The organism is Corynebacterium gallinarum (assembly GCF_014837045.1).
Lineage (GTDB): Bacteria > Actinomycetota > Actinomycetes > Mycobacteriales > Mycobacteriaceae > Corynebacterium > Corynebacterium gallinarum.
Genome location: NZ_JACSPR010000003.1, coordinates 101406 through 127876, shown reverse-complemented (window position 1 = coordinate 127876; position 26471 = coordinate 101406). Strand labels below are relative to the sequence as shown.

Sequence of the window (26471 nt, the reverse complement as noted above, 5' to 3'; positions counted from 1 at the left end):
CCCCGGGTACGGGGCGCTGGCACGCGGCGGGTTTAGCTGCGGCCGCGGGATTTGATCAGCTGGGTCAACTGCTGGATCTCGTCGTAGGTGTCGCGCTTCTCCGTCATCTCCTGCCGGATCTTGCGGTCGGCGTACATGACGGTGGTGTGGTCCTTGCCGCCGAAGACATCACCGATCTTGGGCAGGGACATATCGGTCAGCTCGCGGCAGAGATACATCGCCAGCTGGCGGGCATGCGCCACGGCACGGGTCTTGCCGGCGCCACGCAGGGTGTCCACGGAGATCTTGAAGTACTCCGCGGCGACCTCCATGATCACCGGTGCGGTGATCTCCATGTCCTCGGGCTCCGGGAGGATGTCGCGCAGTGCCACCACGGCCATCTCCTTGTCGATCGGCTGGTTGATCAGCGAAGAGTAGGCGGAGACACGGATGAGCGCGCCCTCGAGCTCACGGATGGAGGACTCGAAACGGCTGGCGATCAGTTCCAGGACCTCACGGTCCACGTGCGTGCCGTCTGCCTGGGCCTTCTTCATCAGAATCGCGATACGCGTCTCCAGGTCAGGTGGCTGGATGTCGGTGATCAGACCACCCTCGAAGCGGGTGCGCAGGCGATCCTCCAGCGTGGTGAGCTGGCGAGGCGGTCGGTCGGAGGACAGGATGATCTGCTTCTCTGCCTGGTGCAGGGCGTTGAAGGTGTGGAAGAACTCCTCCTGGGTGCCTTCCTTACCGGCGAGGAACTGGATGTCATCGACCATGAGGATATCCAGGTTGCGGTACCGGCGTTTGAAGGATTCCTGCCGGTCATCACGCACGGAGTTGATGTAGTCGTTGGTGAATTCCTCACTCGAGACGTACTTGATCCGCAACCCGGGCTGAAGTTCCTGGGCGTAATTGCCCACCGCGTGCAGCAGGTGGGTCTTACCCAGGCCGGAACCACCGGAGATGAACAGCGGGTTGAAGGCCTTCGCGGGACTCTCCGCCACGGCAACCGCGGCGGCGTTGGCGAACCGGTTGAACGGCCCGATCACAAAGTTCTCAAACGTGTACTTCGGGTTCAGCGACACTTCCCTGTTGGGGTTGTGAGCTGGGGTTTCACGCGGGATGCGCAGGGGGTGGGCCGGCTGTGGCGGTGGTTCCACCGGAGCCGGACTGGGGTCAAAACCCTGGTCGAAGGCCGGCATGCTGTGGGTCTGTTCCCAGGTACCTGCGCTTTGCGACGCCTGGCCCCGCTCACCACCAACGACATACTGCCCCGGCGCCTGATTCCGTGGGGTCTGCTGGTGCTGGGCCGGAGCATGGGGCCGGACCTCCTGCTGGGCCGGGTGCTGGCTCTGATGACCCTGGTAATCCTGCTGCCCCTGCTGGTGGTGCTGATCCTGCTGGCCCGGGTACGGGTAGTTCAGTTCCTGCTGCCGGGGCGTGGGTGGGGCGTTGGGGTCCTCGCCGTCGCGGGAGGGTTCCACACTGACCGCAAGGCTGAATGACCTGCCCATACGCATGGACAACACCTTGGTCAGGGACTCCCCCAGATCATGTTCGATGGCGTTTTTCGCCAGTGCATGCGGGGTGGAGAGCACGGCATAGCCGTCAACCAGGGCAATCGGCTTGGCCAGGTTGAGGTAGGCGCGCTGGGTGGGGGTCAGTGGTGGTATTCCACTGTCCTGCTGCTGGCTGAGGGAATTGAGGTCTTCGACGACCTGACGCCAGGTTTCGAGCAAAGAAGATGAGTTCTGGCTCACTATTCTGGGTATCTCCTTTTGACGAAACGTTCAGTATTTACATCTTTCCGCGGGGCGCGGAGAGATTAATTTCAGGTGTTTGCGGGATGGCGGGCAAATGACAAAAGTTCAAACGTTGTCCACGGGTGGGGTGGAGAGTTTCTACAGTCTCCTCCACACCCCGAAAACGGCCCTCACCATTGTTTCCACAATGTTGTCCACAGCTGTGGATAACTTTTTTGAAAATCACTTATCCACAGGATACTTGAGAACCTGTGGAAATAGTGCATCGCCTCATAAACTGCCTCTACCTGCATTTTTGTCATTCCACTCCCCCGGTTACAACGGGGATTGAAAAGTTATCCACAGGTGGAGGTTTTCACAAGGTGTTGATCCCAACCGGTTTCACTGTCCTGTTTTCATTGTTACCCGCAGGTCAATCACTGTGTCCAACCCCTGTGGAAACTCCGACCGGGCCCGCCCACCGCCAGGGGTTGGCAAGTGCTCGTCGAAAAGCGTTCAGGCGGGCAATACGCCCTCTCACCAGTGGTTAATGCCACGCTTGTAATTTCAGGGGCACCCGCGTTTTGTGGGCTAGGTCAATTTGTTTTTGCATGTCAAGTTGCCGTAAGCTGGCCTAGTCTGTCACATCGTATGGATGAAGTTATTAATCCCTAATAGCCCAACCATGACGCATGTGCTTTGAGAGCAGCACTTTCCATGAAGTGCAGCGGTGGCTCCCATCCCAGGGACCACAACTCAATTCGAATCATCCAAACTCTGTTGGGTGATCGTTCCCCGGAATCGGGCTGTTGCGGAAGTCGTTACCACGGCTGTGTCCGCAAGGGAGGTCCGTCGTACCGGTGTGTCCGGTGACCTGACAAACAAAATTTTAGGAGTGTTTTAACGTGGCAAAGGGCAAGCGGACGTTCCAGCCGAACAACCGTCGTCGTGCACGTGTTCACGGCTTCCGTACTCGCATGCGCACCCGCGCCGGCCGTGCGATTGTTGCGGCTCGTCGTCGCAAGGGTCGCGAGAAGCTGACCGCGTAGTAGCGTCACCAATCCAGGTGTCATAACGTTGCTCCCCGCGCAGAATAAGCTGACCTCATCCGTGCAATTTCGCACCACGATGAGGAAAGGCCGACGCGCGGGAAGCGCCACCGTTGTGGTGCACCTGTGGGATAGTGCCGAATCGTTGGACGGTTCCGGAGAACAGGGCGAAGTCGCCTCCTTCGGTGGTCCACGGTTCGGCCTCATCGTTTCCAAAGCCGTCGGGAATGCGGTGATCCGTCACCGCACCTCCCGACGGCTTCGGCATGTGTGCGCCCGTATCGCGGCGGATTCACCGGAGCTGCTCACCCCGACCCACCATGTGGTGGTCCGGGCGTTGGCGGGTTCGGGACAGGCATCATCGCAGGACCTGGAGCGGGATATCCGTCATGGTCTGAAGAAGGCCGGTCGTGTGCGAACCGATAAGTGATGACCCACAGGTCATCCCACAACCGAAAGGGCCCGCGGCGAAGACGCTCGCGGGTGCGGTCCGCTTCTACCAAAAGTACCTGTCCGGCCTTAAGATGGGTTCGACCTGTCGCTTTGATCCTGTCTGCAGTACCTATGCGTTGAAGTCAGTGTCCGTGCACGGGGCCGTCAAGGGCACCGTGCTGGCTGCTGTCAGGTTGGCCAAGTGTGGACCGTGGCATCCCGGGGGTTTCGACCCGGTGCCCAATCCCGGCTACTGGTCCACGGAAACGGTCAGGTAGACGCCTTATCCTGTTTGCCTCAACCGTGAGCGCATGGTGTCCTACAAGTACATACGTCTTATAAACAACCGAGGAGTTTCGACTCACAGTGCTCAACTTCATCTATTGGCCGATCTCGGCCATCCTGTGGTTCTGGCACCAGGTGTTCAGTCTCGTACTGAGCCCTGATGAGGGAATCACGTGGGCCCTGTCGATCATGTTCCTGACCTTCACCGTTCGTGTGGTCCTGGTCAAGCCCATGGTCAACACCATGCGTTCGCAGCGCAAGATGCAGGACATGGCTCCGCGTATGCAGGAGATCCGCGAAAAGTACAAGAACGACCAGCAGAAGATGATGGAGGAATCCCGCAAACTCCAGAAGGAGGTGGGAGTCAATCCCATCGCGGGCTGTCTCCCCATGCTGGTGCAGATCCCGGTGTTCCTGGGTCTGTTCCACGTGCTGCGGTCCTTCAACCGCACCGGCGAGGGCGTCGGCCAGCTGGGCATGTCCATCGAGGAGAACCGCAACACGCCCAACTACATCTTCGATGTGGATCATGTGCAGTCCTTCCTGGCCGCGGATCTCTTCGGAGCCCCGCTGTCGGCGTACATCACCATGCCGCAGGAGGCGTACGCAGCCTTCGACTTCGATGTCTCACGGATGAACATTGCGCTGGTCGCCGCACCGATGATTCTCATCATCGTGGTGGCCACCCACATGAACGCCCGTCTGTCGGTCAACCGCCAGGAGGAGCGCAAGCGCTCCGGCAAGCAGGCCGCACCGGCCAATGACCAGATGGCCATGCAGATGCAGATGATGAACAAGATGATGCTGTGGTTCATGCCGCTGACCATCCTGTTCACCGGTTTCATCTGGACCATCGGTCTGCTCATCTACATGATGTCCAACAATGTGTGGACCTTCTTCCAGCAGCGTTACATCTTCGGCAAGATGGACGCCGAGGAAGCCGCTGAGGACGAGCTGAAGAAGGCCGCCAAGCGTTCCACCGCCCCCAAGCCTGGAGCGAAGCCGGTCAACGTGAAGAAGCGCAAGAAATAAGACCTGCTCAACACCACAACAGCCACCAACCACTGGGTTGGTGGCTGTTGTCGTTATAGTTGAAGATTGATACAGCCCTGCACCCCATCCCAGGCAGGCGCACACCCCCGCATCCAAGGAGCACCCTTCCATTGACCACGCCACCAGCAGCCGCTGAACTGTTCGGGGACAACCTCGACAAAGCCATCGCCTACCACGAGTCCCTGGCCACCGACGGGTCCATCCGCGGTTTCATCGGACCCCGTGAGATCCCCCGCCTGTGGGATCGTCACATCCTCAACTGTGGTGTCATCGGTGAGGCCATGGATCAGGGCATCTTGGTGGCGGATGTCGGATCGGGTGCGGGTCTGCCCGGTATCCCCCTGGCGATTGCCCGCCCGGATCTGGAGATCATCCTCATCGAGCCGCTGCTCAAGCGGTCGGTGTACCTGGGTGAGGTGATCGAGCAGCTCGGACTGGACAACGTCTCCGTCATCCGTGGTCGTGCCGAGGAGAAGGCGGTGCGTAAACAGATCGGGCATGTCGACGTGGTCACCTCCCGTGCGGTTGCCCCCCTGGGTCGTCTGGCCAGCTGGTCGCTGCCGCTGGTGAAGGTCGGTGGCAGGATGATCGCCATGAAGGGCGCCAGCGTCGCCGAGGAGATCGAACGCGACGCCAAGGCCATCCGCAACGCCGGCGGCGGCGAGGTCAAGGTGTACACGGTCGGCGGGGAGCTTCTCGACGAACCGACCACCCTCATCTCCATCAGGCGCGAGAAATAGGGCGAGGAAATAGGACACCGTCTTCTCGGTGTCATCCACAGCCCGACCAGCTGTGGTGGAATGGTAACGGTCCAACGCACTAATGTGGATGTGATGCCACGTAAATAGATAAGGGATGGTAGACGTCGATGGATGACAATACATTTTGGGAAGACACACCTATTGCCCAGGCAGCACGCCGGGCTGCCCAGGTGATGACACCCAACTCCCTTAACCTGCCGAAACCCCCGCAGCCGAGGCTCATCACCATCGCCAACCAGAAGGGTGGGGTGGGTAAGACCACCAGCACCGTGAACCTGGCGTCCTCCCTGGCCATCTACGGGCAGAAGGTGCTTGTGGTGGATCTGGATCCGCAGGGTAATGCCTCCACCGCACTCGGTGTGGAGCACCGTTCCGGCACCCTGTCCTCCTATGAGCTGCTCATCGGTGAGTGCACCGCCGACGAGGCGATGCAGCCGACCACCGCGCATGAGAACCTGTTCTGCATCCCGGCCACCCTGGACCTCGCCGGCGCGGAGATCGAACTGGTCAGCCTGGTGCGCCGCGAGTACCGCCTGGCCGATGCGCTGGGCCTGGAGTTCATCACCGCGCACGGCTTCGACTACGTGCTCATCGACTGCCCGCCGTCCCTGGGCCTGCTCACCATCAACGCGATGACCGCCGTGACCGAGGTGCTCATCCCCATCCAGTGCGAGTACTACGCCCTGGAGGGTGTGGGCCAGCTGCTCAACAACATCACCATGCTGCGCCAGCACCTCAACCGTGAGCTGCACATCTCCGCGATCCTGCTGACCATGCACGATGCCCGCACCAACCTGGCCGAGCAGGTGGCCACCGAGGTCAATGAGCACTTCGGTGCGGTGGTGCTGCAGACCAAGATCCCCCGGTCGGTGAAGGTGTCCGAGGCACCGGGTTATGGCCAGACGGTGATCAACTACGATCCGGGTTCCCGCGGTGCCATGGCCTACCTGGATGCGGCGAAGGAACTGGCCACCCGTGGTGATTTCCTCCCGTCGGAGGAATCCGGTCCGATAGGCGTAAAACCTGCTGGTTCGCAGTAAACTTCTATGAATACCTACTTTGTGTTGTGCTGTATGAAAGGTGCGTCGTAAACGATGGCCCAGAACAAGGGTTCCGACAAGTCCCCGGCGGAGAAGCGTAAGGGCGGTCTGGGCCGCGGTCTGGCCGCACTGATCCCATCCGGTCCAACCGATTCACCGGGTCTGGGTGGTGGCGCCGCCGACATCATTCTCGGTGGGGCCGTCGGTGAACGCGCACGTCGTCGTCCCGATGCCGCACCACGCCCGGGTCTGCCACCGATCACCAAGCCCGACACCCCGGCCCGGCCCGAGGGCGCTGCGCCCCGGCCCGGTCCGGTGCGCACCCCGGAGCAGCAGCCGGACCACACCCCGTCACACACTGCGTCACCCACCCCGACCCCGCACCCAACCGCACCGGTGGCGCAGGAGGGTGGGGATGAAACGTCGATAAGCGAGTTCGGTGCCTCCTACCAGGAGATCCCGATCGATTCGATCGTGCCCAACCCGCACCAGCCCAGGAGTGTCTTCGACACCGAGGCGCTGGATGAGCTGGTGCACTCCATCCGCGAATTCGGGCTCATGCAGCCGATCGTGGTGCGCCCGTCCGGTGATGGTTTTGAACTCATCATGGGTGAGCGTCGTCTACGTGCCTCCCGGCGTGCCGGCCTGGAGTTCATCCCCGCGATTGTCCGCGAAACCGATGATTCCGCGATGCTGCGCGACGCCCTGCTGGAGAATATCCACAGGGTGCAGCTCAACCCGCTGGAAGAGGCGGCCGCATATCAGCAGCTGCTGGAGGAATTCGGTGTCACCCAGGCGGAACTGGCCGACAAGCTGGGCCGGTCCCGCCCGGTGATCACCAACATGATCCGCCTGCTCAACCTGCCGGTCAATGTGCAGACCAAGGTCGCCGCCGGTGTGCTCTCTGCAGGTCACGCCCGCGCGATCCTCGGACTCCGCGGCGGGGATGAGGCCCAGGACGCGCTGGCCACCCGCATCATCGCCGAGGGGCTGTCGGTGCGTGCCACCGAGGAACTCGTGCTGCTGACCAACCGCGGTGAGGACGAGGAGAAGAAACCCCCACGGGATAAGGCCCCGACGCCGGAGGTGTTCACCCGTGCGGCGGAATATCTGGCCGACAATCTCGACACCAAGGTGTCGGTGACCATGGGCAAACGCAAGGGCCGGCTCGTGGTGGAGTTCGGCGACCAGGATGACTTCGAGCGCATCATGGGCCTGATCCAGGGGCAGCAGGACTCCTGAGGGACAGGACACGAGTAGAGAGGAAATACTGGCATGCAGGCGTCATTGTTTCCCATCACCCCGGACCAGCTGTCCCTGCTGCATCCGCAGGCCCGCCGGTCGGTGTTCTGGGAGCTGGAACCCGACACGGCACAGCAGGTGCAGGACTCCGGCTACCCCGAATTTGAGAAGGAGGCGTGGCTGACCACCACCCTCTACGAGCAGGAGACCTGCGGGTATTCCATCGGGTACCTCAACCCGGAACCCACCCCGTCGGCCCCGGCGATCTCCACGGTGATCTACTGCCGACGCGAATTCGCCCCCGGGGCCACCGTCCTGCCCACCGCACCGGTATCCCACGATGCCGCCCTGATCACCAGCCTGTTCATCGAGGAGGTGTTCCGCGGGGTGGGCATGGAGGCGGTGCTTCTCGACGCCGCCCTCGTCGACCTCATCAAGATGGAGGTGCCGGCCGTCGAGGCGTTCGGTATCCGCGACATGAAGATCAACGGGTCCGTGGGACTGGACCCCGTTGTCCGGGAGCTCGTCGCCAAACGCAACGACATCGGCCTCATCGAGGTGTCCGTCCTGGAATCCGCCGGCTTCGAGGTCGTGGAGGACCACCCGGTGCTGCCCCGCCTGCGCATGGAGATGCCACCCCAGGACCCACTGATGAGCGCCATGGAGGCACAGCTGCTGCTTGCGGACGTGGAGGCGGCCCAGTAGACAAGTAGACAGATCCCGGTCGCCTACTGGCCCCTACGCGTCGTTGATGGGGGATCTGGTGGGTGGGGGCACCGACGTATCAAAACGTGTACTCGCCAGGCGTCGCTCCGCAATCGTGATCACATCAAAGACATCATGGGCCAGATAACCGGTGACTCCCCTGTCGATTGATTTCCTGGTGAGAACCCCCGCTGCCGTGAGGTTGTCCAGGGCCTGCGCTGCCGATGTCGTGGTTCCACCAAAGATCTCAGTGGCCACCTTGACAGTGAGCAGGGGATGATCGGGAAGCTGCCTGAGGATGCGGTATTCGATGGAATCCGCCCGCAGGGCTCTCCTCTTCCCGGACACCTGCCTGTAGTGACTGACCCGGTTCTGCCATTCCTGTTGCAGCCCGCGGAGTTCCTCCGCCAACCGCGTGGCCTGCAGGGTGGCCTCACCGGTAGCCTCGAAGAAGATCTCCAACCAGTCGAGGACCCCTGTCGAGTCGGGTTGATCATCCCGGAACCTTGTGAGGCCGTGGACGTACCTGTCCGACCATGTTCCCAGAACCATACTGACGGGCAGGATCGGTGACCGTACCAATCCACGCCGTTGAAGAACCGCGTGGATCAGGGCACGCCCCACCCTGCCGTTCCCGTCGGGGAACGGATGAATCGTCTCAAACTGGGCGTGAACCAGCGCGGCCTGGATGAGTGATCCGTGGGTTGCTCCATTGAGATAATCCACGAGGTCATCCATCAGAGCCGGAACGTGGCGTGGCGGGGGCGGCACGAATTCTGCTTCGAGCGGTGAATGGATTGTCCCACCAATCCAGTTCTGGGTGGTTCGGAAACCACTGATTGCCGGATTCCCCAGGAGGAGATATTGGGCTGCGTTGATATCTTGCGCAGTTATTTCCCCTGCAGAGCGCAGCTGGTGGCTCATTTCCTGCAGAACGCGGACATTATTTGCTACCAGCTGGGCTAGTTTCTTACCGGGGGCGTCAGGATCCAGCCTGGTCAACTCCGCGATGGCCACCTTATCGGGCTGGGGTGCAAGGCCCTCAATGCGCGATGAAGAGATGGCTTCCGAGCGGAGCAGGAATCGTGCGATTCCCTCCAACCCGGTCCCCGAATCTCCCGCATTACCCATGGATATCGCCAGAATCTGTTGCTCCACGGAGCTGGCCTTGCGTGCCAGGTCACTGGGGATGTGGATATGGCGTTCCACCAGAGGGTCCGGCACGTAGGCGTGGTAGGTGCCCCCTGCGCGTGCCCGCCTGCTTCTCCCCGGACCATCACCAGGAGTCCAGAACTGTTCAATCCACTGAGCCATAGTTCTTATCCTTGCATCGATGAGGCCTGCATCCAATGATAACTCTTATCCTTGGATGCTCCGGCCGGGGATAACAGGATAACTCTTATTGCTGCCCCGCCAACGACCCCGCCAACGACGCCGGCGATGACACCGGCACACACACCACTGCCGGGGTGGGACACCTCATCATGCGGTGTCCCACCCCGGCAGTCAGCGTTCCCGGAGGCTTTCCGGGACAGGTCTATTCAGCTTCAGATTGGAGCAGTTCGCTGAACTTGAAGGTGCCGGTCTTGGGCTGTTCGTCCTCATCCAGCAGGTAGAGGCGTTTGACGGCCACCACGATGGCTTCGGCGATGCGGTCCCGCATGGTGGGGTCGGTCATCACGGCGAGGTCCTCGGGGTTGGTGAGGTAGCCGGTGACGATCTCCACGGTGGGCATCCGGGTCATGCGCAGCATGTCCCAGGTGCGGGCGTGGCTGCCGCAGCTGTTCAACGGGGTGCGGGCGGTGATCTCCTTGACGATGTAGGACGACAGCGTCTCCCCCACCAGGGAGTTGGCGCCGTTGTCGGAACCAAAGTAGAAGGTGGCCACGCCATTGGCCTTGTCATTGGGGTAGGCATCGCACTGGAGGGTCAGGGTGAGGTCGGCATCGAAGGCGTTGGCGATGGATGCGCGGTCCGCCACAGACGGGTCATCCATGTGGGGACGGGAGAGGATGGTCTCCATGCCGGCGGCGATCATGCGGCCCTCGAGGCGGGTTGCCAGATCCCAGAGGATCTCGGATTCACTGATCGTGCCGTAGGGACCTTCGACGACCTGACCCCGGTTGGCGCCACCGAGCCAGGGGTCGATGACCACGCGTTTACCCGCAAGACGCGGGCCTGCGCTGCGCACACGTTCGCGCTCCTGGATTGCGTGGGCGGAACCGCCGGTGATGCGCAGACCCAGGCGGGATAGCGCGCGGATGGTGTCGGGGCCACAGATGCCATCGACCTGTAGTCCGTAGTTGAGCTGGTAGTCCATGACGGCGCTGTGGGTGTATTCGCCGAAGCGGCCGTCGATACGTTCCCGGTAGAAGCCGAGCTCCTGCAGGTGGGTCTGCATCTCCACCACGTCGTCACCGACCAGGTTGTTGCCCGGCTGGTAGGACAGAACGCGGGCGCCCAGGGTGTAGGAGGCCTCGCGCAGCACGCGGAGAGTGAGGTCATCGATGAAGCCCGTGGGGATGATCCCGCGGGCCTGCTGGAAGGCCTTGAGGTGTTCGCTCAACCCATTGTCGAAGTACGTATCCTCTTCATGGAACTTGCGGGACTCTGACCGTGTGGCCATGTCCCGTTCGTATCCTTCGATCACACCGAGGCGCGCAAGCGTATTGCGTACCTCGGCTACACGGGGGCTGCGATCACCAACCCTCAAGACGTCTGACACCCTGGTCCTCTCGCTGTTCACACCGCACCCCATTGGTGCTTCCGGATGTTCACTGGTTCGTCGAATCTGTTTCTGAATTCTTACTAATAGACTATCAGTTAGAGGTGTTGTTCCAGCTTCGCTACGATCTCGTTCTTGGGTCGCAGACCCACGAATTCGTCCACCTTCTGACCACCCTTGAAGATCAGTACAGAGGGGATGGACATGATCTGGAACATTGCGCCCAGGGTGCGCTCCGCATCGACATCAACGCTGGCCACGACAATCTGGTCACCGTATTCCCCGGCGATTTCCTCGATGATCGGGCTCAGCTTCTTGCATGGCCCACACCACTCCGCCCAGAAATCGACGAGGACCGGCTTGTCGGACTCGACGACGGTGGATTTGAAGGTCTGTTCGGTTACTGCGATTACATTGCTCATGGTTGTTCCTTATGACTGGTGGTGGTGGCGAAAACACCCGGACAGGGATGGTCCGGCCCGTGGGGCGTGCCGACGGGGAGATCTCACGGTGACGGTGTGCCGTCACCCGCGCTCAGACGGTGCTTGTCGACGCATTCACCTAGGCTAATTGTTCTCGTGCACGGGGACTCACGTGTCCGGCCACGAAACGGCAACAAGTCGGACACGTTTCAACCCACGTCTAAATTGACTGGTATTAATAATACCTTATATCTGGTTGGCCAGGTAGTGTTCCGCGTCGATGGCGGCCCGGCAGCCGGAGCCGGCGGCGGTGATGGCCTGCTGGTAGTGGCTATCCACCAGATCACCGGCGGCGAAGACGCCGGGGACGTTGGTGCGGGTGGACGGGTGTTCCGCCACCACATAGTTGGAGGAATCCAGTTCCACCTGGCCCACGAGCATCTCGGAGCGCGGATCGTAGCCGATGGCCACGAACATGGCGGTGACATCCAGATCGGACAGTTCGCCGGTGACGGTGTCCTTCAGCTTCAGTCCGGCAACCTTGCCGTCGTTCTCGACGACCTGCTCGACGGTCTTGTTGGTGACGAACCGGATCTTCTCGTTCTTCTTGGCGCGCTCCAGCATGATGGCGCTGGCGCGGAACTCCTCGCGGCGGTGCACGATGGTGACCGAACGGGCGAACTTGGTGAGGAAAGTGGCCTCCTCCATGGCGGAGTCACCGCCACCGATGACGGCGATGTCCTGGTCGCGGAAGAAGAACCCGTCGCAGGTCGCGCAGGCGGAGACGCCACGGCCGAGCAGTTCCTTCTCGCCCGGCACGCCCAGGTAGCGGGGTGCGGAACCCATGGAGAGGATGACGGCACGTGCCTGGTATTCATCCTCGCCGACCCAGATCTTCTTGATGTCACCGGTGAGGTCAACGCGGTCGACCAGTTCCATGTGCATCTCGGTGCCGAACCGCTCAGCCTGGGCACGCATGTTCTCCATGAGCTCCGGGCCCATGATGCCGTCCTGGAAACCGGGGAAGTTCTCCACATCGGTGGTTGTCATGAGAGAACCGCCGTACTCATAGCCCTCGAACATGATGGGCTTGAGATCGGCACGCGCGGCGTAGATGGCAGCGGTGTAGCCGGCGGGGCCGGAGCCGATGATGGCAACATCGTGGATCTTGGACTGTTCTTCAGACATTGACTTCCTGTTTTCCTTCTACGCGGTTGTTCTTCCCACAGTGGCAACCCCACCGGGTGCATGCTGGATGCGTGCACCGCATCCTCATGAAGTGTAGGTGGCCGGGAACGGCCACCCTATTTAGGCACTGCTTCTCATTCAACGCAAATGACCCGGCTAAAGGTTCCTGATTGTTCCAACATCACAGGGTGGCCGGGATGTTCACTACTTCACAACACCGGAACCGGTGGCGGAAATTCCCCCGGCCTCCTCGGGCGTCGGCTCTGTTTGCCCACCGACGAAGAAATCTGCCTGCAGCAATCCGCGCAGTTGCTGTTTGGCGCGTGCCCGACGCGATTTGATGGTTCCGGGTTTCACACCCTCGAGCCGTGCCACATCCTCGATGCCGTATCCGCCGAGGTCAACCAGGAGCAGGGCGTTGCGCTGATCGACGTGGAGCTGGTCCATGGCCTGGCGGATGGTCAGGGCCACATCGAGGTAGCCCAGGGGGTCGACGGCCAGGCGGGGATCCTCGGCGGGTGTGGTCTCGGTGTCGTCGAGGATGGCCAGTTCCCTGCGGGTGCGGTGTTTGGCCCAGTCGAATCCACTATTGAGAACGAGCTTGTGGAGCCAGGTCGACAGGGCCGCCTCCGCCCGGTAGAGGTGCATGTTGCGACTGGCCTTGAGCAGGGCCTCCTGGAGGATGTCGTGGGCGTCGTCCTCGTTGCGGCTGTACCGGCGTGCCGCCCATTTCAGGTGTCGTTCGTGGCGGGTGATGATGGTGGCAAATGCCCGGGCATCTCCCCCGACGTAGGTGGCCACCAGTTCCGCGTCGGTGGGATCATCACCCCGTGGGTGGTTGGTGGTGGCCTCCGGTGTGACTGTCACTGCTATCCCCCGCTCAGTGGAACACTCCCCGGTGTCCCCTTTGCCGCTGTCTGGTGTCCCCCAGTATGTGGGCTGGGCCACCCGGTGGCCTGGTGGATTCCCATTTCAGTGGGCAGCGATGTCGGATGTGATACCTGGTGTGACCTGGTAATCCTTCCAATATGACATGTCAGCTAAGAGGGTAGTTACTGTGATAACCACACCTTATGGCCCAAATGTCAGACGTGTAATTCAGCATCTTTACAGTCAGATCTCAGCACTTTGGTAGGGGGTCTTCTACTGATGAGATCTCCCACCCCATCAGACGGAAAATGCGGGCCACCCGTGGGCATGTGCCCGTGGGTGACCCGCGGTGGCGGGAATGGCCTATGGAGGGATTACCAGCCCACCATCTCCACCTCGGCGATCTGCATGGCCGGGTCCTTCTGCGCGGTGTTCGTCGAGGTGACCTCCTCCACCCAGATCACCACGGACTCCACATTGGCCGGCAGGTTGCCGGGCTGCTCAATGGTGTGGGTGATGCTGCGGGAGGCGAAGATGATCTCACCGATCTCGATGCCGCTGGACAGGGAACGGGGCGCATCGGTGGTGAAGGCGAACAGCTTCACCGTGGAGGTGACGGTGGCGTCGGCATCCGGCCCCGGGGTGAGGATCACATGGGCGAGCTGGGTGGGATCCTCGAGGGTGACCAACAGCCCCTCTGAACCCGTGGAGGTCCAGGCGGTGGAGGTGTCCCCATCGGTCACCGCGCCCACCTCATCGCGTCGGCCCTCGTCCCACTCATGGGCGGAATCCAGGGTGCGGTACAGCGGCGGGCCGACGGGTTCGGCGTCGTCGGAGTCGCCGGTCGCACCGGCCTCGGCCGGTGCGGTCACCGCGGTTTCGGTGGCACCGAGCGGGGATTCCTCATTGTCGGCACTGAGTAGGCTGGTGAGGAAGGCGGTCACCACGGCCACCATGGATACCAGCAGGAACACCACGAGGGCGATCACCGCCATCATCTTCACCGAGTATTCCGGTGCACCGAAACCGGACCGTCTGGTCGGGCGCGGGGTGCGTTCGGTGTCCACCTGCAGCTGGACGGGTTCCTCATCGTCGGTGTGGAGACCGCAGTCACGGAGGGCCTCGGACAGGTCGTGCAGGGTGTCGGGGTCCACTGTCTCCCCGTCCGGGTCGGCCGCGTTGAAGGCGCGCGCCTCGGAACACAGCACCGCGACGTCGGCGGGTGCGGAGGAGGCGTCGATAAGCATGTCGAGCGCGGCGGCCAGGGAGGTGACATCGCGTTCGCGGCTGGCCTCGGGCAGCACCACCGGGAAGGCGAGGACGGCGTGGCCCTCGGTGTTGATGCGGATGCGGGACTTGTTGTCCAGGCCGAGGGGGATGCCGGCGGCGTGGGCATCGGCCATCGCGTTGGTCAGTTCCGCCATCGCGTAGGACGCGGCGCGGGGATCGGCACCGTCCTCGGCGACCCGGGCCAGGGAACTACCCGGGATCCAGTCGGCGACGATGAGACAACCGTTGCGGTAGGCGCGGGTGCGGATATTCGGCGGGATCGCAGCGCTGTCCAGGGCGGCGAGCTTCTTCGTGCGACGCTGCACCTCATAGGCCACACCGGCGGCGGCCGCAGGGGTGAGCGGTGCATAGGGGGCGTTGCCGGAGGTGTCGACGAAGATGAGCGCGACCTCCCTGCCGGTGGCCACCTCACGGGCCTGCCAGAACCGGGCGCCCGGCACACCACCGTGATCGGCCAGCAGACGGAAGGCACCATCGGAGACCGGCGCACCCGGCACCAGACGGGGGCCACGGACGATACCGGCGGACATCGGTGGTGGCACCGGGGTGGAGGCGAACTCATTGGCCACGATGATCTGGGTGGACAGCTCCTGCTCGGAGACCTCACCGACATCGAGGGACAGGTCCTCATCCGGGCGGATGAAACGACCCATGCCGGGGATGCGGGCCAGGGCCTTACCCAGGTTCTGCACCTCGGGCAGGCGGGACCGGGACAGCACCGCACCGGTGCCGATGAGGAACACCACACCGATGACACCGAGGTAGATCAGGTACCCGAAGGACCCCAGGGTGCCGAAGAGGACATCGCCCATGGTGGCCTGGATACCCAGGCCGAGCAGCCATGCGACACCGGCACCGACCAGCGCGGACCCCAGTGCCCACAGGGAGGTCTTGAGCACCGAACGCATACCCAGCAGACCGAGTTTGCGACGCAGCAGGTAGGCACCGATCACCGCACCGGCGACGAAACCGAAACCGTTGGCCGCACCGAGCAGCACCACCACACGCTCCGGGGAGTTGGACAGCACCGGGGCGGCCAGGGACAGCACGATCTTGGTGACGGTGATGCCGGCGATGATGAAGGTGGGGGTCCACGCCTCCTCGCGGGCGTAGAACACACGCAGGTGCAGCAGCACCAGCGCATAGGGCAGCAGCGTGAACGCGGAGAAACTCAGGGTCCAACCCAGGATGTTCGCCGAGGCGGCATCGAACTCACCCCACTGGAACAGGGCGTTGGCGATGGGCACACCGAAGACGGTGAAGAACACCACGATCGGGATCAGCGCGATGAACGTCAGTTTGGATCCCAGGCCGAGATCGGCGACCACCGCGCGGTCATCACCGTCGGCGGCGTTGCGCGACAGGCGCGGCATGATGGCGGTCAGCAGGGTGACACCGATGATGCCGTACGGCACCTGCAGCAGCAGCCAGTGCTGCTGGTAGATGAACGGCGCCGCCGCATCCGCCAGCGAGGCGATACGGGTGGTGACCACATACCCCAGCTGTGAGATGGCGACGTAGACGACAATCGCCATGGCCATGCCACCGAACTGTTTGAGGCGGTCATCCAGTCCCCACAGCGGACGCAGATCGATCCCGGCCCGGCGCAGGTACGGCACCATGATCAGGGTCTGCACCACCACGCCCAAGGTGGTGCCCACACCCAGGAACACGATCTGCGGATCGAACAGACCCACCTGCGCGTCCTGCGCCAGGCGCCACGGCATCACCATGTAGGTGCCCAGCACGATCAGGGAGATGATGTTGTTGACCACCGGCGCCCAGGCACCGGGTTTGAAGATCTCCCGGGTGTTGAGCACCGCCATGAACAGCGAGAACAGTCCGTAGAAGAAGATCTGCGGCAACAGCCAGTAGGCGAATGCCGTGGACATGCCGACGTTGACCTCACCGTCGACATCCAGCATCATCCGCGTCAGCAGCGGCGCACCGACCACCGACAGCACAGTGACACCACCGAGCAGTGTCACCGACAGGGTGAGCAGCCGTCGGAAGAACCCGGAACCCCGGTCGGCGTCCTCCCGCTCCGCGCGGGTGAGCACCGGCACCACCAGTGAGGTGAGCACGGCACCGAGAACGATCTCGGTGATGAGGTTGGGCAGCGTGTTGGCGGTGTTGAACGCCGACGCGATCGCCGGGGACAGCGCAGCACCGATCATGACGGTGCGCAGGAACCCGGTGATCCGGCTCAGCAGGGTGGCCACCGCCATGGAACCGGTGGAGCGCACCACATCCGCGTCGGAGGTCTCCCGGCGCGCCGGGGGATCCTCGCGGTCAGGCGTGGCCAGCGCGGTGCCCGCACCACCCGTGCTGTCACCGCCCGCGGAGCCGGAGCCGGACCCGGAGGCGGCACCCGATGCAGCCCGTGAGGCGGTTCCGGGCACGGCCTCATTGACCGTCGCGGTGTTCTCGGCGGCGGCCTCGGCGGGTACAGCCGGGGTACGTGCCGGGGTGCGTTCCGGGGTTGCCGGTGCCGCGGGGGCCACCGACGTCACGGGAGCCGGCTGCTCCTGTCGGGTCTGCCCCGTCTCCTTCGGGACGGGCCGGTAGACCGCCCCGGTCGGTGCACTTTTCAGGCTGGACCGGTCCTCCCCGGAGGGTGCCGGGGTGCGGGGTGGTTGTTTCTTGCGGGTCTCCGGCACGGGTGCCGGAGGGGTCGGAGTAACAATCCGGGAGCGTTGTCCCGTGGGTTGCCCCGGATTCATCGGAGTGGAACTCACTGGTGACCATTCTGTTCGTGTACCCACCCGTGGTGGGTGGGCACGTCGATGTGGACTGATTGAACGGATACGTTAGTGCGCACCGGGTGGTTTCGGCGATCCGGAGCCGTCATCGGCGCAGCCACGGCCGCGGGGTACGTACCGGGTTGCTTGACGACGCCCCTCCCCCACGCTTCCCGGTTTCGTCGGCCGCACCACGCCGTGCGGTGCGGAACGGGACCCGGCCCGGTGGCCGGCATCCGGGGATGCCGGGGGGCCACCGTGGGATGTCCGCCCCTTCTGCTTCCTCACGCGCAGCACCCGGAACACCAGCAGCGCCCCGAGCACCAGGATGCCGAGGGCGACGATGCCGACGGTGCCGAGCACGCTGGGGCGCGGCAACACGGAGATCTCCACCGGGTCACTGATGGTGGCGCCGTCCGGGGAGGCCAGCCACACCGTGAGATCGGTGCGCTGGTTGTCATCGGGCAGGTCGGCGGTCATCTGCAGGGTGATCGAGCCGAGGGCCGGGATGCGGACCACACCCGGGGTGTGCACCCGTGCATTGTCGGAGCTGGCGTAGAGGATCTGGGCGGCGGCCGGCAGGGGCAGGCCGTTCTGCGCCACGATGATCAGCGGGGAGGATGCGGAGGTGCGGGTGTAGACATTGCCCGGTGGCAGCAGTGCCACCGAGCTGCGCAACTGCTGCAGCATGTCACGGTTCTGGTTGAGCAGATCCTCGGTGGCCGCGGTGGCATCGGTGTGGTCGGTGTAGGAACGGCGGTGGGTGACCGTCATGGCGCGCAGGAGATCGTGGCGCAGCGGGGCGGTGAAACCATAACGGGTCAGGGCGATGCCCTGGTCATTGAACATCAGCCCGGTGAGATCATCGATGTAGGTGGCCTGTTGGGTGGCGCGGAGGATCTCGGTGTCGGCGATCTGGGAGGGATCGTCGAAGGGCACCCCGAAGGAGGTCTCATCCGGCATGCCGTTGATGGTGACCGACTCGGCCAGCTTGGCCTGTTGGCCCGCATCGGCGGTGAGGTAATCGGGCAGCGTCAGGGGGCGGGCCGCACCGGAATCGATGAGGTCCGCGGTGGTGTCCAGGAGCATCTCGGCGTCAGCACCCTCCAGGACTGCGGAGGGCATGACCAACACCGGGCTGTCACCGTCACTGTTGCCCACCGTGAGCCGGAGGGCACCCTGACCGGTTAGGGTGCGGGCGGTCGTGGAATCCAGGGTGACATCGAACCGGGCATCCGGGTTGGAGAAACCCACCGTCTCCGGGGAGGACCCCAGGGTGGCCAGCGTGGCTGCCAGGGAACCCTGGTAGCTCACCGCCGTCACACCGGGGGCCAGCTGGTGGAACCGGTCCGCCGACGGGGTACGCCACACGGTGTTGTCCGCCACCAGCACGGACACGGGGATCTCCGGTGGGGGCGCCGTGGTGTCGGTGGCGGGTAATTCGGGGTTGTCCAGGGAGGCCTGGCCCGACGGTCCGGTGGCGGGGATCGGGGTCACCGACTCCACCTCCCACACCTGCTCCAGGCTCATCTCCCTGCTCAGGGTGTCGGCCAGCCCCAGGTTGCCCGCGGTGGCCGGGGTGACATAACCGGTGCCCGGGATCACCACATTGCCCACCGGGGTGACACCGAGGATCTCCTCGAGGACGGCACCACCGCGCTGGACGGCCTCCCGCATGAGCCACTGGTTGCCGGTGGAGTTCACGGCATTGAGATCGGTATTGGACCACGGCAGCGCCACCGTGCAGTTGGTGGCCACCGCCCGACGGAGTTTGTCCAGGAACACCGCGGCATCGGCAGCACCCGTTCCCGGGGTGCCGGTCACCGGTTCATTCGTGGAGGTCCACAGATCACGCAGGCGCTGGTTCTGGCGCACGGTACTCACCCGCCGGTCGGTGACGGTGTAACCACCGGTCATGCGGTGCACCACGCTGATCAGGGCGGGGTCGAGGGCCAGGCAGGAGGCTTCCTGGACGGGTGTGGGGGCGGAGAGGAAGGCGTCGACAAGCTCGGTGAGGCGACCCCCGGGGGCGAGCTCCCCGGCGAGCTCGTCGGACTCCAGCAACAGTGGCGGCGTCTCGGGGGCCTCGCCCGTCTCCCCGCCGAGGACATGGGTCTCGGCGGTGAAGGGGTACAACACGGTGGTCGGGGTGGGTGCGGGAGGCTCCTCCTCACCGGTCACAGGCGCGGGCGCCTCCGTCACCACCGGCAGCAGAAACCGCTGGGAATCCAGATGGCTGGCCGTCCCGTCGAGCTGACCGGACAGGGCAATGCGCACCGGGTACGCGCCGGGTTCGGTGATGGCGAGGGTGACGGATTCATCAGCGTCGGTGGGCACCCGCATGGTCGTGGTGGCGGACCTCCCCGGTGCGATCTGCTCATCCAGCACCAGCTGCGTGCCGTAATAGGGGTAGGAGCCGGATCCGTCGGAGGCTAAAGCCATGCGTGCGGTGGCGTTGTCGGTGGCGGCGTTCCCACGCTGGGCCAGCAGGGTCACCTGGTCGAGGTCCGCGGAGGTGTTGTTGCTGATCTCCAGCTCCAGGACCAGTTCATCACCGGCGGTCAGGGCCCCGGTGAGGTGGACATCGGTGATCTCCAGCTCGACATCGTGGACCTGATCATCCGCGCGGGCGAACGGGTTGATCCACTGGTCGGCCACGACGGGGTCATCGGGGTCCAGGGGCAGCGGCAGGGCGTGGGCTGCGGGGAGCGTCGGGCCCGCGGCTCCCAGCCCGATGAAGGCCGAGGCCCCCAGTAGTGTGGTTGCCGTCACAGTGGCGATGAGGTTGCGGGGGGCGGATGACCTGCCCCCGGACGTGGGATTCCCAGGTGCCCGAACCGGTCGCATGGACAGGTCCGCCTCCTTCCCGGTCACCGCGGGGTGGCCCTTCCCTCCGCCTTCTCCCGGCGGGCGAACTCAGGCAGCATGTCATGGGCCTGGCGCGCGAGCTTGCGCTCATCGGCGAAGGCGAGATGCTCGATCAGTTCATTGGCGGGGATCCAGGACACCTCGGTGACCTCCGGATCCTCATCGTTGAGATCACCATCAACATAGCGCAGCAGATGGTGGTGCACCGTCTTGTGGATACGCCTGCCCTCGGAAACGAACCAGTAATCAATGACACCCAGCTCGGCGAACACCTCACCATGGATGCCGGTCTCCTCCCACACCTCACGCTCGGCGGTGGCGGACTTGTCCTCGCCCGGTTCCACATGGCCCTTCGGCATGGACCACAGCAGACGTCCACGGCGGTCGAGCCGCCCGATCAGCGCCACGTAGATCTTCGACAGATCCACCTCACCGTTGTCCATGACAGCCTCAGCCAGCCCGGACACCACGAGCCCACCGGCGGAGGTCTCATTCGACGTCTCCATCCGGGACTGCTGGTTGGCCTGGTGGACCCGCTGGTTGCCGCGGTGGGGTCGGCGACGCTGCTGGGATGCTTTACGACGCCCCCCTGACCTGCCCTCACCCTTCTTATCGGGGGGTGCGGTGGTGCTGGTGCTGGCTGTGCCTGTGGCGGTGCTGGACCGGGTCTGCTCGCCTGCAGTATCTGCACTGTGTGCGCCTCCTGCGCCACCTGAGCCACCGCGTCCGCGACGACGCGAACGCTTCCGGCGGTTGGGGTTGGAGGAACGCTGCTGCCCGGACTCCCCCTGCTGGGAGGTCTTGTCCTGCGGGCCGGCAGACTGCGCCCCGGTCTGTGGCTTCTGGGCCGTGGACTGATTCTGCTCCTGCTGGACGCGGGTATTCTGGTTCTGACCTGAAGGGCGGCGAGAACGGCGGCGGCGCCTACGTTTAGGCGCCCCGCTGGTAGTCCCCTCTGGCTTCAAGTCACTCATTTGTGTAATGGTATCGTGCACGACCGCCAATCGGTATTAATGAACCGCTCTTCCACCGGGATGGTGGTGCCGGCCGGACAGTATTATGTTTCCAGCGTGGGGCACTGGGTAGACTCAGAGCCGTGAATTCCCAGGATGCCCCAAACCAGGAGACGGACGCCACCACGGACCGTCTCGCACTCATGGCGCGCGCGCACCAGGCTGTCGGGGAGCTGTCCCCCATTCTCACACCCCTGGCCGCCGCCTTCACCGAACAGGGCCACTCCCTGTACCTGGTAGGTGGTTCCGTGCGTGATGCCTTCCTGGGCACCCTGGGCAATGACCTCGATTTCACCACCTCCGCTCCCCCGGAGATCACCCGTGCCATCCTGGATGATTACGCCGAGGTGGTGTGGGACACCGGTATCGCGTTCGGCACCCTGTCCGCCGAGAAGCACGGCCAGCAGATCGAGATCACCACCTTCCGCTCCGATGTCTACGACGGCACCTCCCGCAACCCGGAGGTCACCTTCGGTGACACCCTCGACGGGGATCTCATCCGCCGTGACTTTAGGGTCAACGCCATGGCCGTGGAGATCGCCGGTGACGGTGCCCTGTCCTTCCACGACCCGGTCGGTGGTCTGGAGGATCTGCTGCACCGGCGTCTGGACACCCCGGCCGCCCCGGAACAGTCCTTCAACGATGATCCCCTACGGATGCTGCGAGCCGCCCGGTTCGTCTCCCAGCTGGGGTTCACGGTCGCCGACCGCGTGGTCACTGCCATGACGGAGATGTCCGGGCAGATCAGCCGCATCACCGCTGAACGTGTGCAGGTGGAGCTGGACAAACTCATGCTGGGCACCCACCCCGAGGAGGGCATCGACCTCATGGTCGACACCGGCATCGCCGAGGTGATCTTCCCCGAGATCCCCGCCATGCAGATGACCCAGGACGAACACATGCAGCACAAGGACGTCTACCGTCACTCCCTGCAGGTCATGCGCCAGTCCATCGACCAGGAGACCGAACCCGACCTGGTGCTGCGCTGGGCGGCACTGCTGCATGACTGCGGCAAACCCGACACCCGTGACTTCAGCGAGGACGGGCGCGTCAGCTTCCACCAGCACGAGGTGGTGGGTGCCAAACTGGTGCGCCGCCGCATGCGCAAACTCAAGTACTCCAAGCAGATGGTGAACGATGTCTCCCAGCTGGTGTTCCTGCACATGCGGTTCCACGGCTTCGGTGAGGGACAGTGGACGGATTCTGCCGTGCGTCGCTACGTTGCCGACGCCGGTGAGCTGCTCCCCCGCCTGCACAAACTGGTGCGCGCGGACTGCACCACCCGGAATAAAAGGAAAGCACAGCGCCTCCAGGCCACCTACGATCATCTGGAGGAACGGATCACCGACATCGCCGCCCGTGAGGATCTGGCCCGCGTGCGACCAGACCTGGACGGCAATGAGATCATGGAGATCCTCAACATCCCTGCGGGACCCCAGGTGGGTAAGGCCTGGGGTTTCCTCAAGGAACTACGCCTCGAACGCGGACCGCTCGAGCGTGATGATGCCATCGCCGAACTCAAGGCATGGTGGGAAGGAGAAAAAGATGAGTGACTTCTACGCAGATCGACTCTTCAACGCCCTGGAACGCAATGAGGTGGCCCCGGGCACACTGCTGGTCGCTGCACCCGATCTGGCCTCCCCGGAGTTCAGTCGCAGCGTCATCCTCGTCATCGACCACTCCCACGCCACCACCTTCGGTGTGAACCTGGCCTCCCGCAGTGACCTGGCGGTGGCCAATGTCCTGCCCGAGTGGACCGAACTCACCGCCAAACCCCAGGCCCTCTACATCGGTGGTCCTCTGAGCCAGCAGGCCGTGGTGGGACTCGGTGTGACCAAGCCCGGGGTGGACATCGAGGCCTCCACCGGGTTCAACAAACTGGCCAACCGTCTGGTCCACGTGGATCTGCGCGTGACCCCGGACGAGGTCAAGGACGACCTGGAGGGCATGCGCTTTTTCGCCGGTTACGCGGAATGGGCACCGGGCCAGCTCAACGAGGAGATCGAACAGGGTGACTGGTATGTCGCCCCCGCCCTGCCCTCGGATGTGCTCGCGCCGGGACGGGTGGATGTGTGGGGCGATGTCATGCGCCGTCAGCCAATGCCCCTGCCGTTGTACTCCACCCACCCCTCGGACCCGACCGACAATTAAGCCCGGTAGTGTCGGCTCCCAGGTTCGAGGACGAGAAAGGTCGATGCATGTGAGTTCGGAAACTCTTCGGGAGATCCGTGGCGGGATCAGGGAGACCAGTGCCGTGGGCCTGGGCCTGGTTCCCCTCGGTCTGGCCTTCGGTCTGCTCATGGTGCAGTCCGGGTATGCCTGGTGGTGGACCCCGATATTTTCCATCGTGATCTACGCCGGATCCATGGAATACCTGGCCATTGGATTGATCACCGCCGGTGTGGGGCCGTTCTCGGCGCTAGTTACCGGCTTCATGGTGAATTTCCGCCATATCTTCTACGGACTTACCTTTCCCCGCAACGCCATCCAGTCGAGGGCGGGGCGGGCGTATTCCACCTATGCGCTTACCGACGAGGCCTATGCCATCGCATCCGCCCGCCCTCCAGGGGAGATCAGTGGCACCCGCCTTCTTACCATCCAGATCGTGTGCCAATCCCTGTGGGTCTTTCCCGGCATCATCGGGGCCGTGGCCGGCCAGGCGCTTCCCGACGGGCTCAAAGGCATGGAATTCGCCCTGACCGCACTGTTCGTGGTGTTGGCCTGGGAGGCGTTCACCAACAATAAGGACTGGTCGCTGCCCCTGACCGCCGTGGCGCTGGCCCTGCTGGCCGGATTTCTCGCCCCGGGTCAGATGCTGGTGCTCGCCCTGACCGCCTACTTTGTCATCCTCCTGTTCCGGTTCCGCCTCCCGGGGCTTGACCGCAGGATGGAGATGCGGGTTCCCGACAATGGGTGATTACGGACTCCCCGTCGGCGTGAGCCTGGGCCAGGTGGCGGCGGTGCTGATCCCCGTCGCCATCATCACCGTGCTGCTCCGCCTCTTCCCCTTCGTGGCCATGCGGGGCGTGAAGAACAACCAGCTCATGGGCGTGCTCAGCCGGACCATGCCGGTGGGTGTCATGAGCGTGCTGGTGATCTACACTCTGTTCTCCTCCACCGGTGAACCCGGCGGCATCTGGGCCTCCCTCATCGCCGTGGGCATCACCGCTCTGTTGCACTGGTGGCGACGCTCCGCCGGCCTGTCTATCGTGGGCGGAACCGTGGCGTATATGGTGCTGGTCAACGTGGTGTTTCCTTAACCCGGCAGGTTTCTCGGGGTGTCACTGGGATAGCAGGCGCTGTCTGCCCTCCGTGCCGTGGGTGTACCCGGCCCGGTCTGCCAAGGGGCCGACCCGCTGTCCCGGGGCGTGCAGCTCGGCCAGGCCCGCACCCCGAGCCCGTCCATGTTCATGGGCCCAGTCCAGCATGGTGTCCGCCAATCCGGTGTTGCGCAGGGGTTCGATGACACGCAGGAAATCGATTAGTAGCTTCATCGTCCCGCCCCCGGCCAACTGCGGGATGAAGGTCAGTTGCATCGCACCCACCACCGTGTTCGAGTCATCCCGAGCCACCGCCAGGTAGTGCGAGGATTCGTGGGTGAGTACATCAAAGGCGGCTTCCAACCGGGTGAGCGCTGAGGGATCCAGGGGTGTGCCGTCAAGCATCTCGGTGATGGCGGGGACATCCTCACGCCGGGCCGGGGTGATGATGAAGGACCTGTTGAGGATGTGCACCTGGGTTCCAGAGGAGTGGGTACGCATCCTGCTGACCACGGCATCGAGCCAGTGGCCGACGCTGATGCGGGCGGTTGGGGTGTCCGGGTATCGGCAGCGCAGGTGGGCGCCGGAACGGTCCAGGATGAACCACAGCATCACACCATCGGTGTGGATCGCGGCGCTGACGTACTGGGCGTCGAGGCCGATATCGTCGATATGCACGGGCAGACGGCGCAGGTCCAACCAGGATATGGCGAACATACCGGGGGTCTCGGGCAGGCCACCCCAGGGGATGAGGATCTCCTCCAGGGGGTGGCTGCCCAACAGCACGGCTTCGCGTACCGCGGTGGCTGCCCCCTTGATGTCGGATTCTGTGACCTCGATGACGGAGTTGGTGATGAACCAGCCGCAGGAATCATGCCAGCGCTCATCAAAACGACTGTGTACAGGAAATACCGCACGCAACGGGACATTGGCCTGTTCGCGGGTCACCTCCGCCATGATCGAGGTGGTCAGTGCCAGCGTGCTCACGCCGACGGACCGTGCGTGGGAGGAATAGATGGCCAGATCATTCACACCGAAGATATCGCGCACCTCCACCCGCTCCGGCTGGGCAAGGGCATCACCCAGTGGCAAGGGAAACCGCGGCATCTTCCCCTCCCCTGCCGCAATGATCTCCCGCCAGCGTCGGTGGATGGAATCTGGAGCCGGGGGTCGGGACCGCAGTTCGACGGTGTGCTCCTCGAAGGCAGGTACGGGATCACTGATGTCCCCGCCCTCCAGTGCCTCGAGTAGATCTCGGGCGAGGATGAGCATGGACCACATGTCCACATGGGAATGGTCACTGGCGAGGATGATGACGGGCCCAGCGGTGGCCTCAACCACGCAGAGTCGGTGGGATGGGCGGGCATAGGGCGAGCAATGCCGGTTGAGTACGAGGTTTAAAGCATCGTTCATCGTTTCCCCCGGTGCGATGGGATGTTGGATCCAGGCGCCGGGGTGGACCTCAATACGGTGTGCCTGAACCTGTCCGGCCGAATCTGTGCTGAAAGCGGTGCGCAGGGTGCCGTGGCGGTCCACCACCTGTAGCCATGCGTGGGAGAGCTCATCATGGTCGACCCTGTCGTCCAGGCGGATACTCAGCGCCATCCAGCTGCCGGTGCGCTCACCCGCACCGACGTGTCTGTTCTGGTCGAAGGAGACGGGTACCGCGTCGCCGGGGGCCGACACGGTGGCCTGGTAGCTGTGCAATGTGCCGAAGGGAAGGAGTAACTGGTCCACATGAGTCAGTCTCATAGCGGTAGTATAACCCACATACCTATCGGTTGATAGATAAATGGCTAAGGAGAC

At 63.7% G+C, this 26471-nt stretch carries 22 protein-coding genes; 12 read left to right on the top strand and 10 right to left on the bottom strand.

The annotated features are described in order from the left end of the window. Positions 1-32: 32 nt before the first annotated feature. A complete protein-coding gene (gene dnaA / locus H9627_RS05300; protein ID WP_191732979.1) occupies positions 33-1739 on the bottom strand; it encodes a chromosomal replication initiator protein DnaA in 1707 nt (568 codons plus the stop codon). Between the two features lie 887 nt (positions 1740-2626). On the opposite strand from dnaA, the gene rpmH reads away from it, so the two are divergent. The 8 genes from rpmH to H9627_RS05260 all read left to right on the top strand — a co-directional run bounded on the left by rpmH (position 2627) and on the right by H9627_RS05260 (position 8288). Continuing rightward, positions 2627-2770, top strand: coding sequence for a 50S ribosomal protein L34 (gene rpmH, locus H9627_RS05295; protein WP_006768697.1), 144 nt, complete (start codon positions 2627-2629; stop codon positions 2768-2770). A gap of 28 nt (positions 2771-2798) precedes the next feature. After that, positions 2799-3200, top strand: coding sequence for a ribonuclease P protein component (rnpA, locus tag H9627_RS05290; protein ID WP_191732978.1), 402 nt, complete (start codon positions 2799-2801; stop codon positions 3198-3200). Continuing rightward, positions 3181-3480: a membrane protein insertion efficiency factor YidD gene (gene yidD / locus H9627_RS05285; RefSeq protein WP_191732977.1), complete on the top strand. Its 300-nt coding sequence runs from the start codon at positions 3181-3183 to the stop codon at positions 3478-3480. The genes rnpA and yidD overlap by 20 nt, the downstream gene beginning before the upstream one ends. An 88-nt stretch (positions 3481-3568) precedes the next feature. After that, on the top strand, positions 3569-4519 hold the full coding sequence (gene yidC, locus H9627_RS05280) for a membrane protein insertase YidC (RefSeq protein ID WP_191732976.1): 951 nt from the start codon (positions 3569-3571) through the stop codon (positions 4517-4519). Between the two features lie 131 nt (positions 4520-4650). After that, entirely contained in the window at positions 4651-5280 is a 630-nt protein-coding gene (rsmG, locus tag H9627_RS05275) for a 16S rRNA (guanine(527)-N(7))-methyltransferase RsmG (protein WP_191732975.1), read from the top strand. A gap of 128 nt (positions 5281-5408) precedes the next feature. Beyond that, positions 5409-6341, top strand: coding sequence for a ParA family protein (locus H9627_RS05270; protein WP_191732974.1), 933 nt, complete (start codon positions 5409-5411; stop codon positions 6339-6341). Positions 6342-6395: 54 nt separating this feature from the next. Further along, positions 6396-7583 carry a ParB/RepB/Spo0J family partition protein gene (locus H9627_RS05265; protein WP_191732973.1) on the top strand — a complete coding sequence of 396 codons (1188 nt, stop codon included), beginning with the start codon at positions 6396-6398 and terminating at the stop codon, positions 7581-7583. A 33-nt stretch (positions 7584-7616) separates the two neighbouring features. Continuing rightward, entirely contained in the window at positions 7617-8288 is a 672-nt protein-coding gene (locus tag H9627_RS05260) for a hypothetical protein (RefSeq protein WP_191732972.1), read from the top strand. Positions 8289-8321: 33 nt separating this feature from the next. Here the strand turns inward: H9627_RS05260 and H9627_RS05255 are convergent, their stop codons facing one another. From H9627_RS05255 to H9627_RS05220, 8 genes are all read right to left on the bottom strand, one after another. Next, positions 8322-9602: a Fic family protein gene (locus H9627_RS05255; protein WP_191732971.1), complete on the bottom strand. Its 1281-nt coding sequence runs from the start codon at positions 9600-9602 to the stop codon at positions 8322-8324. Positions 9603-9825: 223 nt separating this feature from the next. Then, a complete protein-coding gene (locus tag H9627_RS05250) occupies positions 9826-11013 on the bottom strand; it encodes an N-acetylmuramoyl-L-alanine amidase (RefSeq protein WP_191732970.1) in 1188 nt (395 codons plus the stop codon). Positions 11014-11111: 98 nt separating this feature from the next. After that, entirely contained in the window at positions 11112-11435 is a 324-nt protein-coding gene (gene trxA / locus H9627_RS05245) for a thioredoxin (protein ID WP_191732969.1), read from the bottom strand. Between the two features lie 246 nt (positions 11436-11681). Then, positions 11682-12623, bottom strand: a complete 942-nt coding sequence (gene trxB, locus H9627_RS05240; RefSeq protein WP_191732968.1) for a thioredoxin-disulfide reductase — start codon at positions 12621-12623, stop codon at positions 11682-11684. Positions 12624-12827: 204 nt separating this feature from the next. Continuing rightward, positions 12828-13490 carry a sigma-70 family RNA polymerase sigma factor gene (locus tag H9627_RS05235; RefSeq protein WP_191732967.1) on the bottom strand — a complete coding sequence of 221 codons (663 nt, stop codon included), beginning with the start codon at positions 13488-13490 and terminating at the stop codon, positions 12828-12830. A 377-nt stretch (positions 13491-13867) separates the two neighbouring features. After that, on the bottom strand, positions 13868-17506 hold the full coding sequence (locus H9627_RS05230; protein ID WP_404826195.1) for a murein biosynthesis integral membrane protein MurJ: 3639 nt from the start codon (positions 17504-17506) through the stop codon (positions 13868-13870). An 87-nt stretch (positions 17507-17593) separates the two neighbouring features. Then, positions 17594-20371 carry a hypothetical protein gene (locus tag H9627_RS05225; RefSeq protein ID WP_225213514.1) on the bottom strand — a complete coding sequence of 926 codons (2778 nt, stop codon included), beginning with the start codon at positions 20369-20371 and terminating at the stop codon, positions 17594-17596. 23 nt (positions 20372-20394) lie between these two features. Beyond that, on the bottom strand, positions 20395-21366 hold the full coding sequence (locus H9627_RS05220; protein WP_191732964.1) for an NUDIX hydrolase: 972 nt from the start codon (positions 21364-21366) through the stop codon (positions 20395-20397). 182 nt (positions 21367-21548) lie between these two features. Between H9627_RS05220 and H9627_RS05215 the strand changes: the two genes are divergently transcribed. From H9627_RS05215 to H9627_RS05200, 4 genes are read left to right on the top strand one after another with little or no spacing between them, the layout of a single operon-like run. Continuing rightward, positions 21549-22958 (top strand): CCA tRNA nucleotidyltransferase, encoded by a 1410-nt coding sequence (locus H9627_RS05215; protein ID WP_225213541.1) that lies wholly within the window; start codon positions 21549-21551, stop codon positions 22956-22958. Beyond that, complete coding sequence (locus tag H9627_RS05210; RefSeq protein ID WP_191732962.1) at positions 22951-23556, top strand: YqgE/AlgH family protein; 606 nt, start codon at positions 22951-22953, stop codon at positions 23554-23556. The genes H9627_RS05215 and H9627_RS05210 overlap by 8 nt, the downstream gene beginning before the upstream one ends. Positions 23557-23599: 43 nt before the next feature. Then, entirely contained in the window at positions 23600-24322 is a 723-nt protein-coding gene (locus H9627_RS05205; RefSeq protein WP_191732961.1) for an AzlC family ABC transporter permease, read from the top strand. Next, positions 24315-24665: a branched-chain amino acid transporter permease gene (locus H9627_RS05200; RefSeq protein ID WP_191732960.1), complete on the top strand. Its 351-nt coding sequence runs from the start codon at positions 24315-24317 to the stop codon at positions 24663-24665. The genes H9627_RS05205 and H9627_RS05200 overlap by 8 nt, the downstream gene beginning before the upstream one ends. A 21-nt stretch (positions 24666-24686) precedes the next feature. On the opposite strand, the gene H9627_RS05195 is transcribed toward H9627_RS05200, so the two are convergent. Next, on the bottom strand, positions 24687-26417 hold the full coding sequence (locus tag H9627_RS05195; protein WP_191732959.1) for a GNAT family N-acetyltransferase: 1731 nt from the start codon (positions 26415-26417) through the stop codon (positions 24687-24689). Between the last annotated feature and the right edge of the window lie 54 nt (positions 26418-26471).

Bases quoted from the DNA above. Each gene is read 5' to 3' on its own strand.
- H9627_RS05255 (WP_191732971.1), bottom strand. From the start codon at position 9,602: ATGGCTCAGTGGATTGAACAGTTCTGGACTCCTGGTGATGGTCCGGGG.
- trxB (WP_191732968.1), bottom strand. From the start codon at position 12,623: ATGTCTGAAGAACAGTCCAAGATCCACGATGTTGCCATCATCGGCTCC.
- H9627_RS05220 (WP_191732964.1), bottom strand. From the start codon at position 21,366: ATGAGTGACTTGAAGCCAGAGGGGACTACCAGCGGGGCGCCTAAACGT.
- H9627_RS05265 (WP_191732973.1), top strand. From the start codon at position 6,396: ATGGCCCAGAACAAGGGTTCCGACAAGTCCCCGGCGGAGAAGCGTAAG.
- H9627_RS05230 (WP_404826195.1), bottom strand. From the start codon at position 17,506: ATGAATCCGGGGCAACCCACGGGACAACGCTCCCGGATTGTTACTCCG.
- H9627_RS05200 (WP_191732960.1), top strand. From the start codon at position 24,315: ATGGGTGATTACGGACTCCCCGTCGGCGTGAGCCTGGGCCAGGTGGCG.
- H9627_RS05225 (WP_225213514.1), bottom strand. From the start codon at position 20,371: ATGCGACCGGTTCGGGCACCTGGGAATCCCACGTCCGGGGGCAGGTCA.
- trxA (WP_191732969.1), bottom strand. From the start codon at position 11,435: ATGAGCAATGTAATCGCAGTAACCGAACAGACCTTCAAATCCACCGTC.
- H9627_RS05195 (WP_191732959.1), bottom strand. From the start codon at position 26,417: ATGAGACTGACTCATGTGGACCAGTTACTCCTTCCCTTCGGCACATTG.
- H9627_RS05210 (WP_191732962.1), top strand. From the start codon at position 22,951: ATGAGTGACTTCTACGCAGATCGACTCTTCAACGCCCTGGAACGCAAT.
- H9627_RS05260 (WP_191732972.1), top strand. From the start codon at position 7,617: ATGCAGGCGTCATTGTTTCCCATCACCCCGGACCAGCTGTCCCTGCTG.
- H9627_RS05215 (WP_225213541.1), top strand. From the start codon at position 21,549: ATGGCGCGCGCGCACCAGGCTGTCGGGGAGCTGTCCCCCATTCTCACA.
- H9627_RS05270 (WP_191732974.1), top strand. From the start codon at position 5,409: ATGGATGACAATACATTTTGGGAAGACACACCTATTGCCCAGGCAGCA.
- H9627_RS05205 (WP_191732961.1), top strand. From the start codon at position 23,600: ATGCATGTGAGTTCGGAAACTCTTCGGGAGATCCGTGGCGGGATCAGG.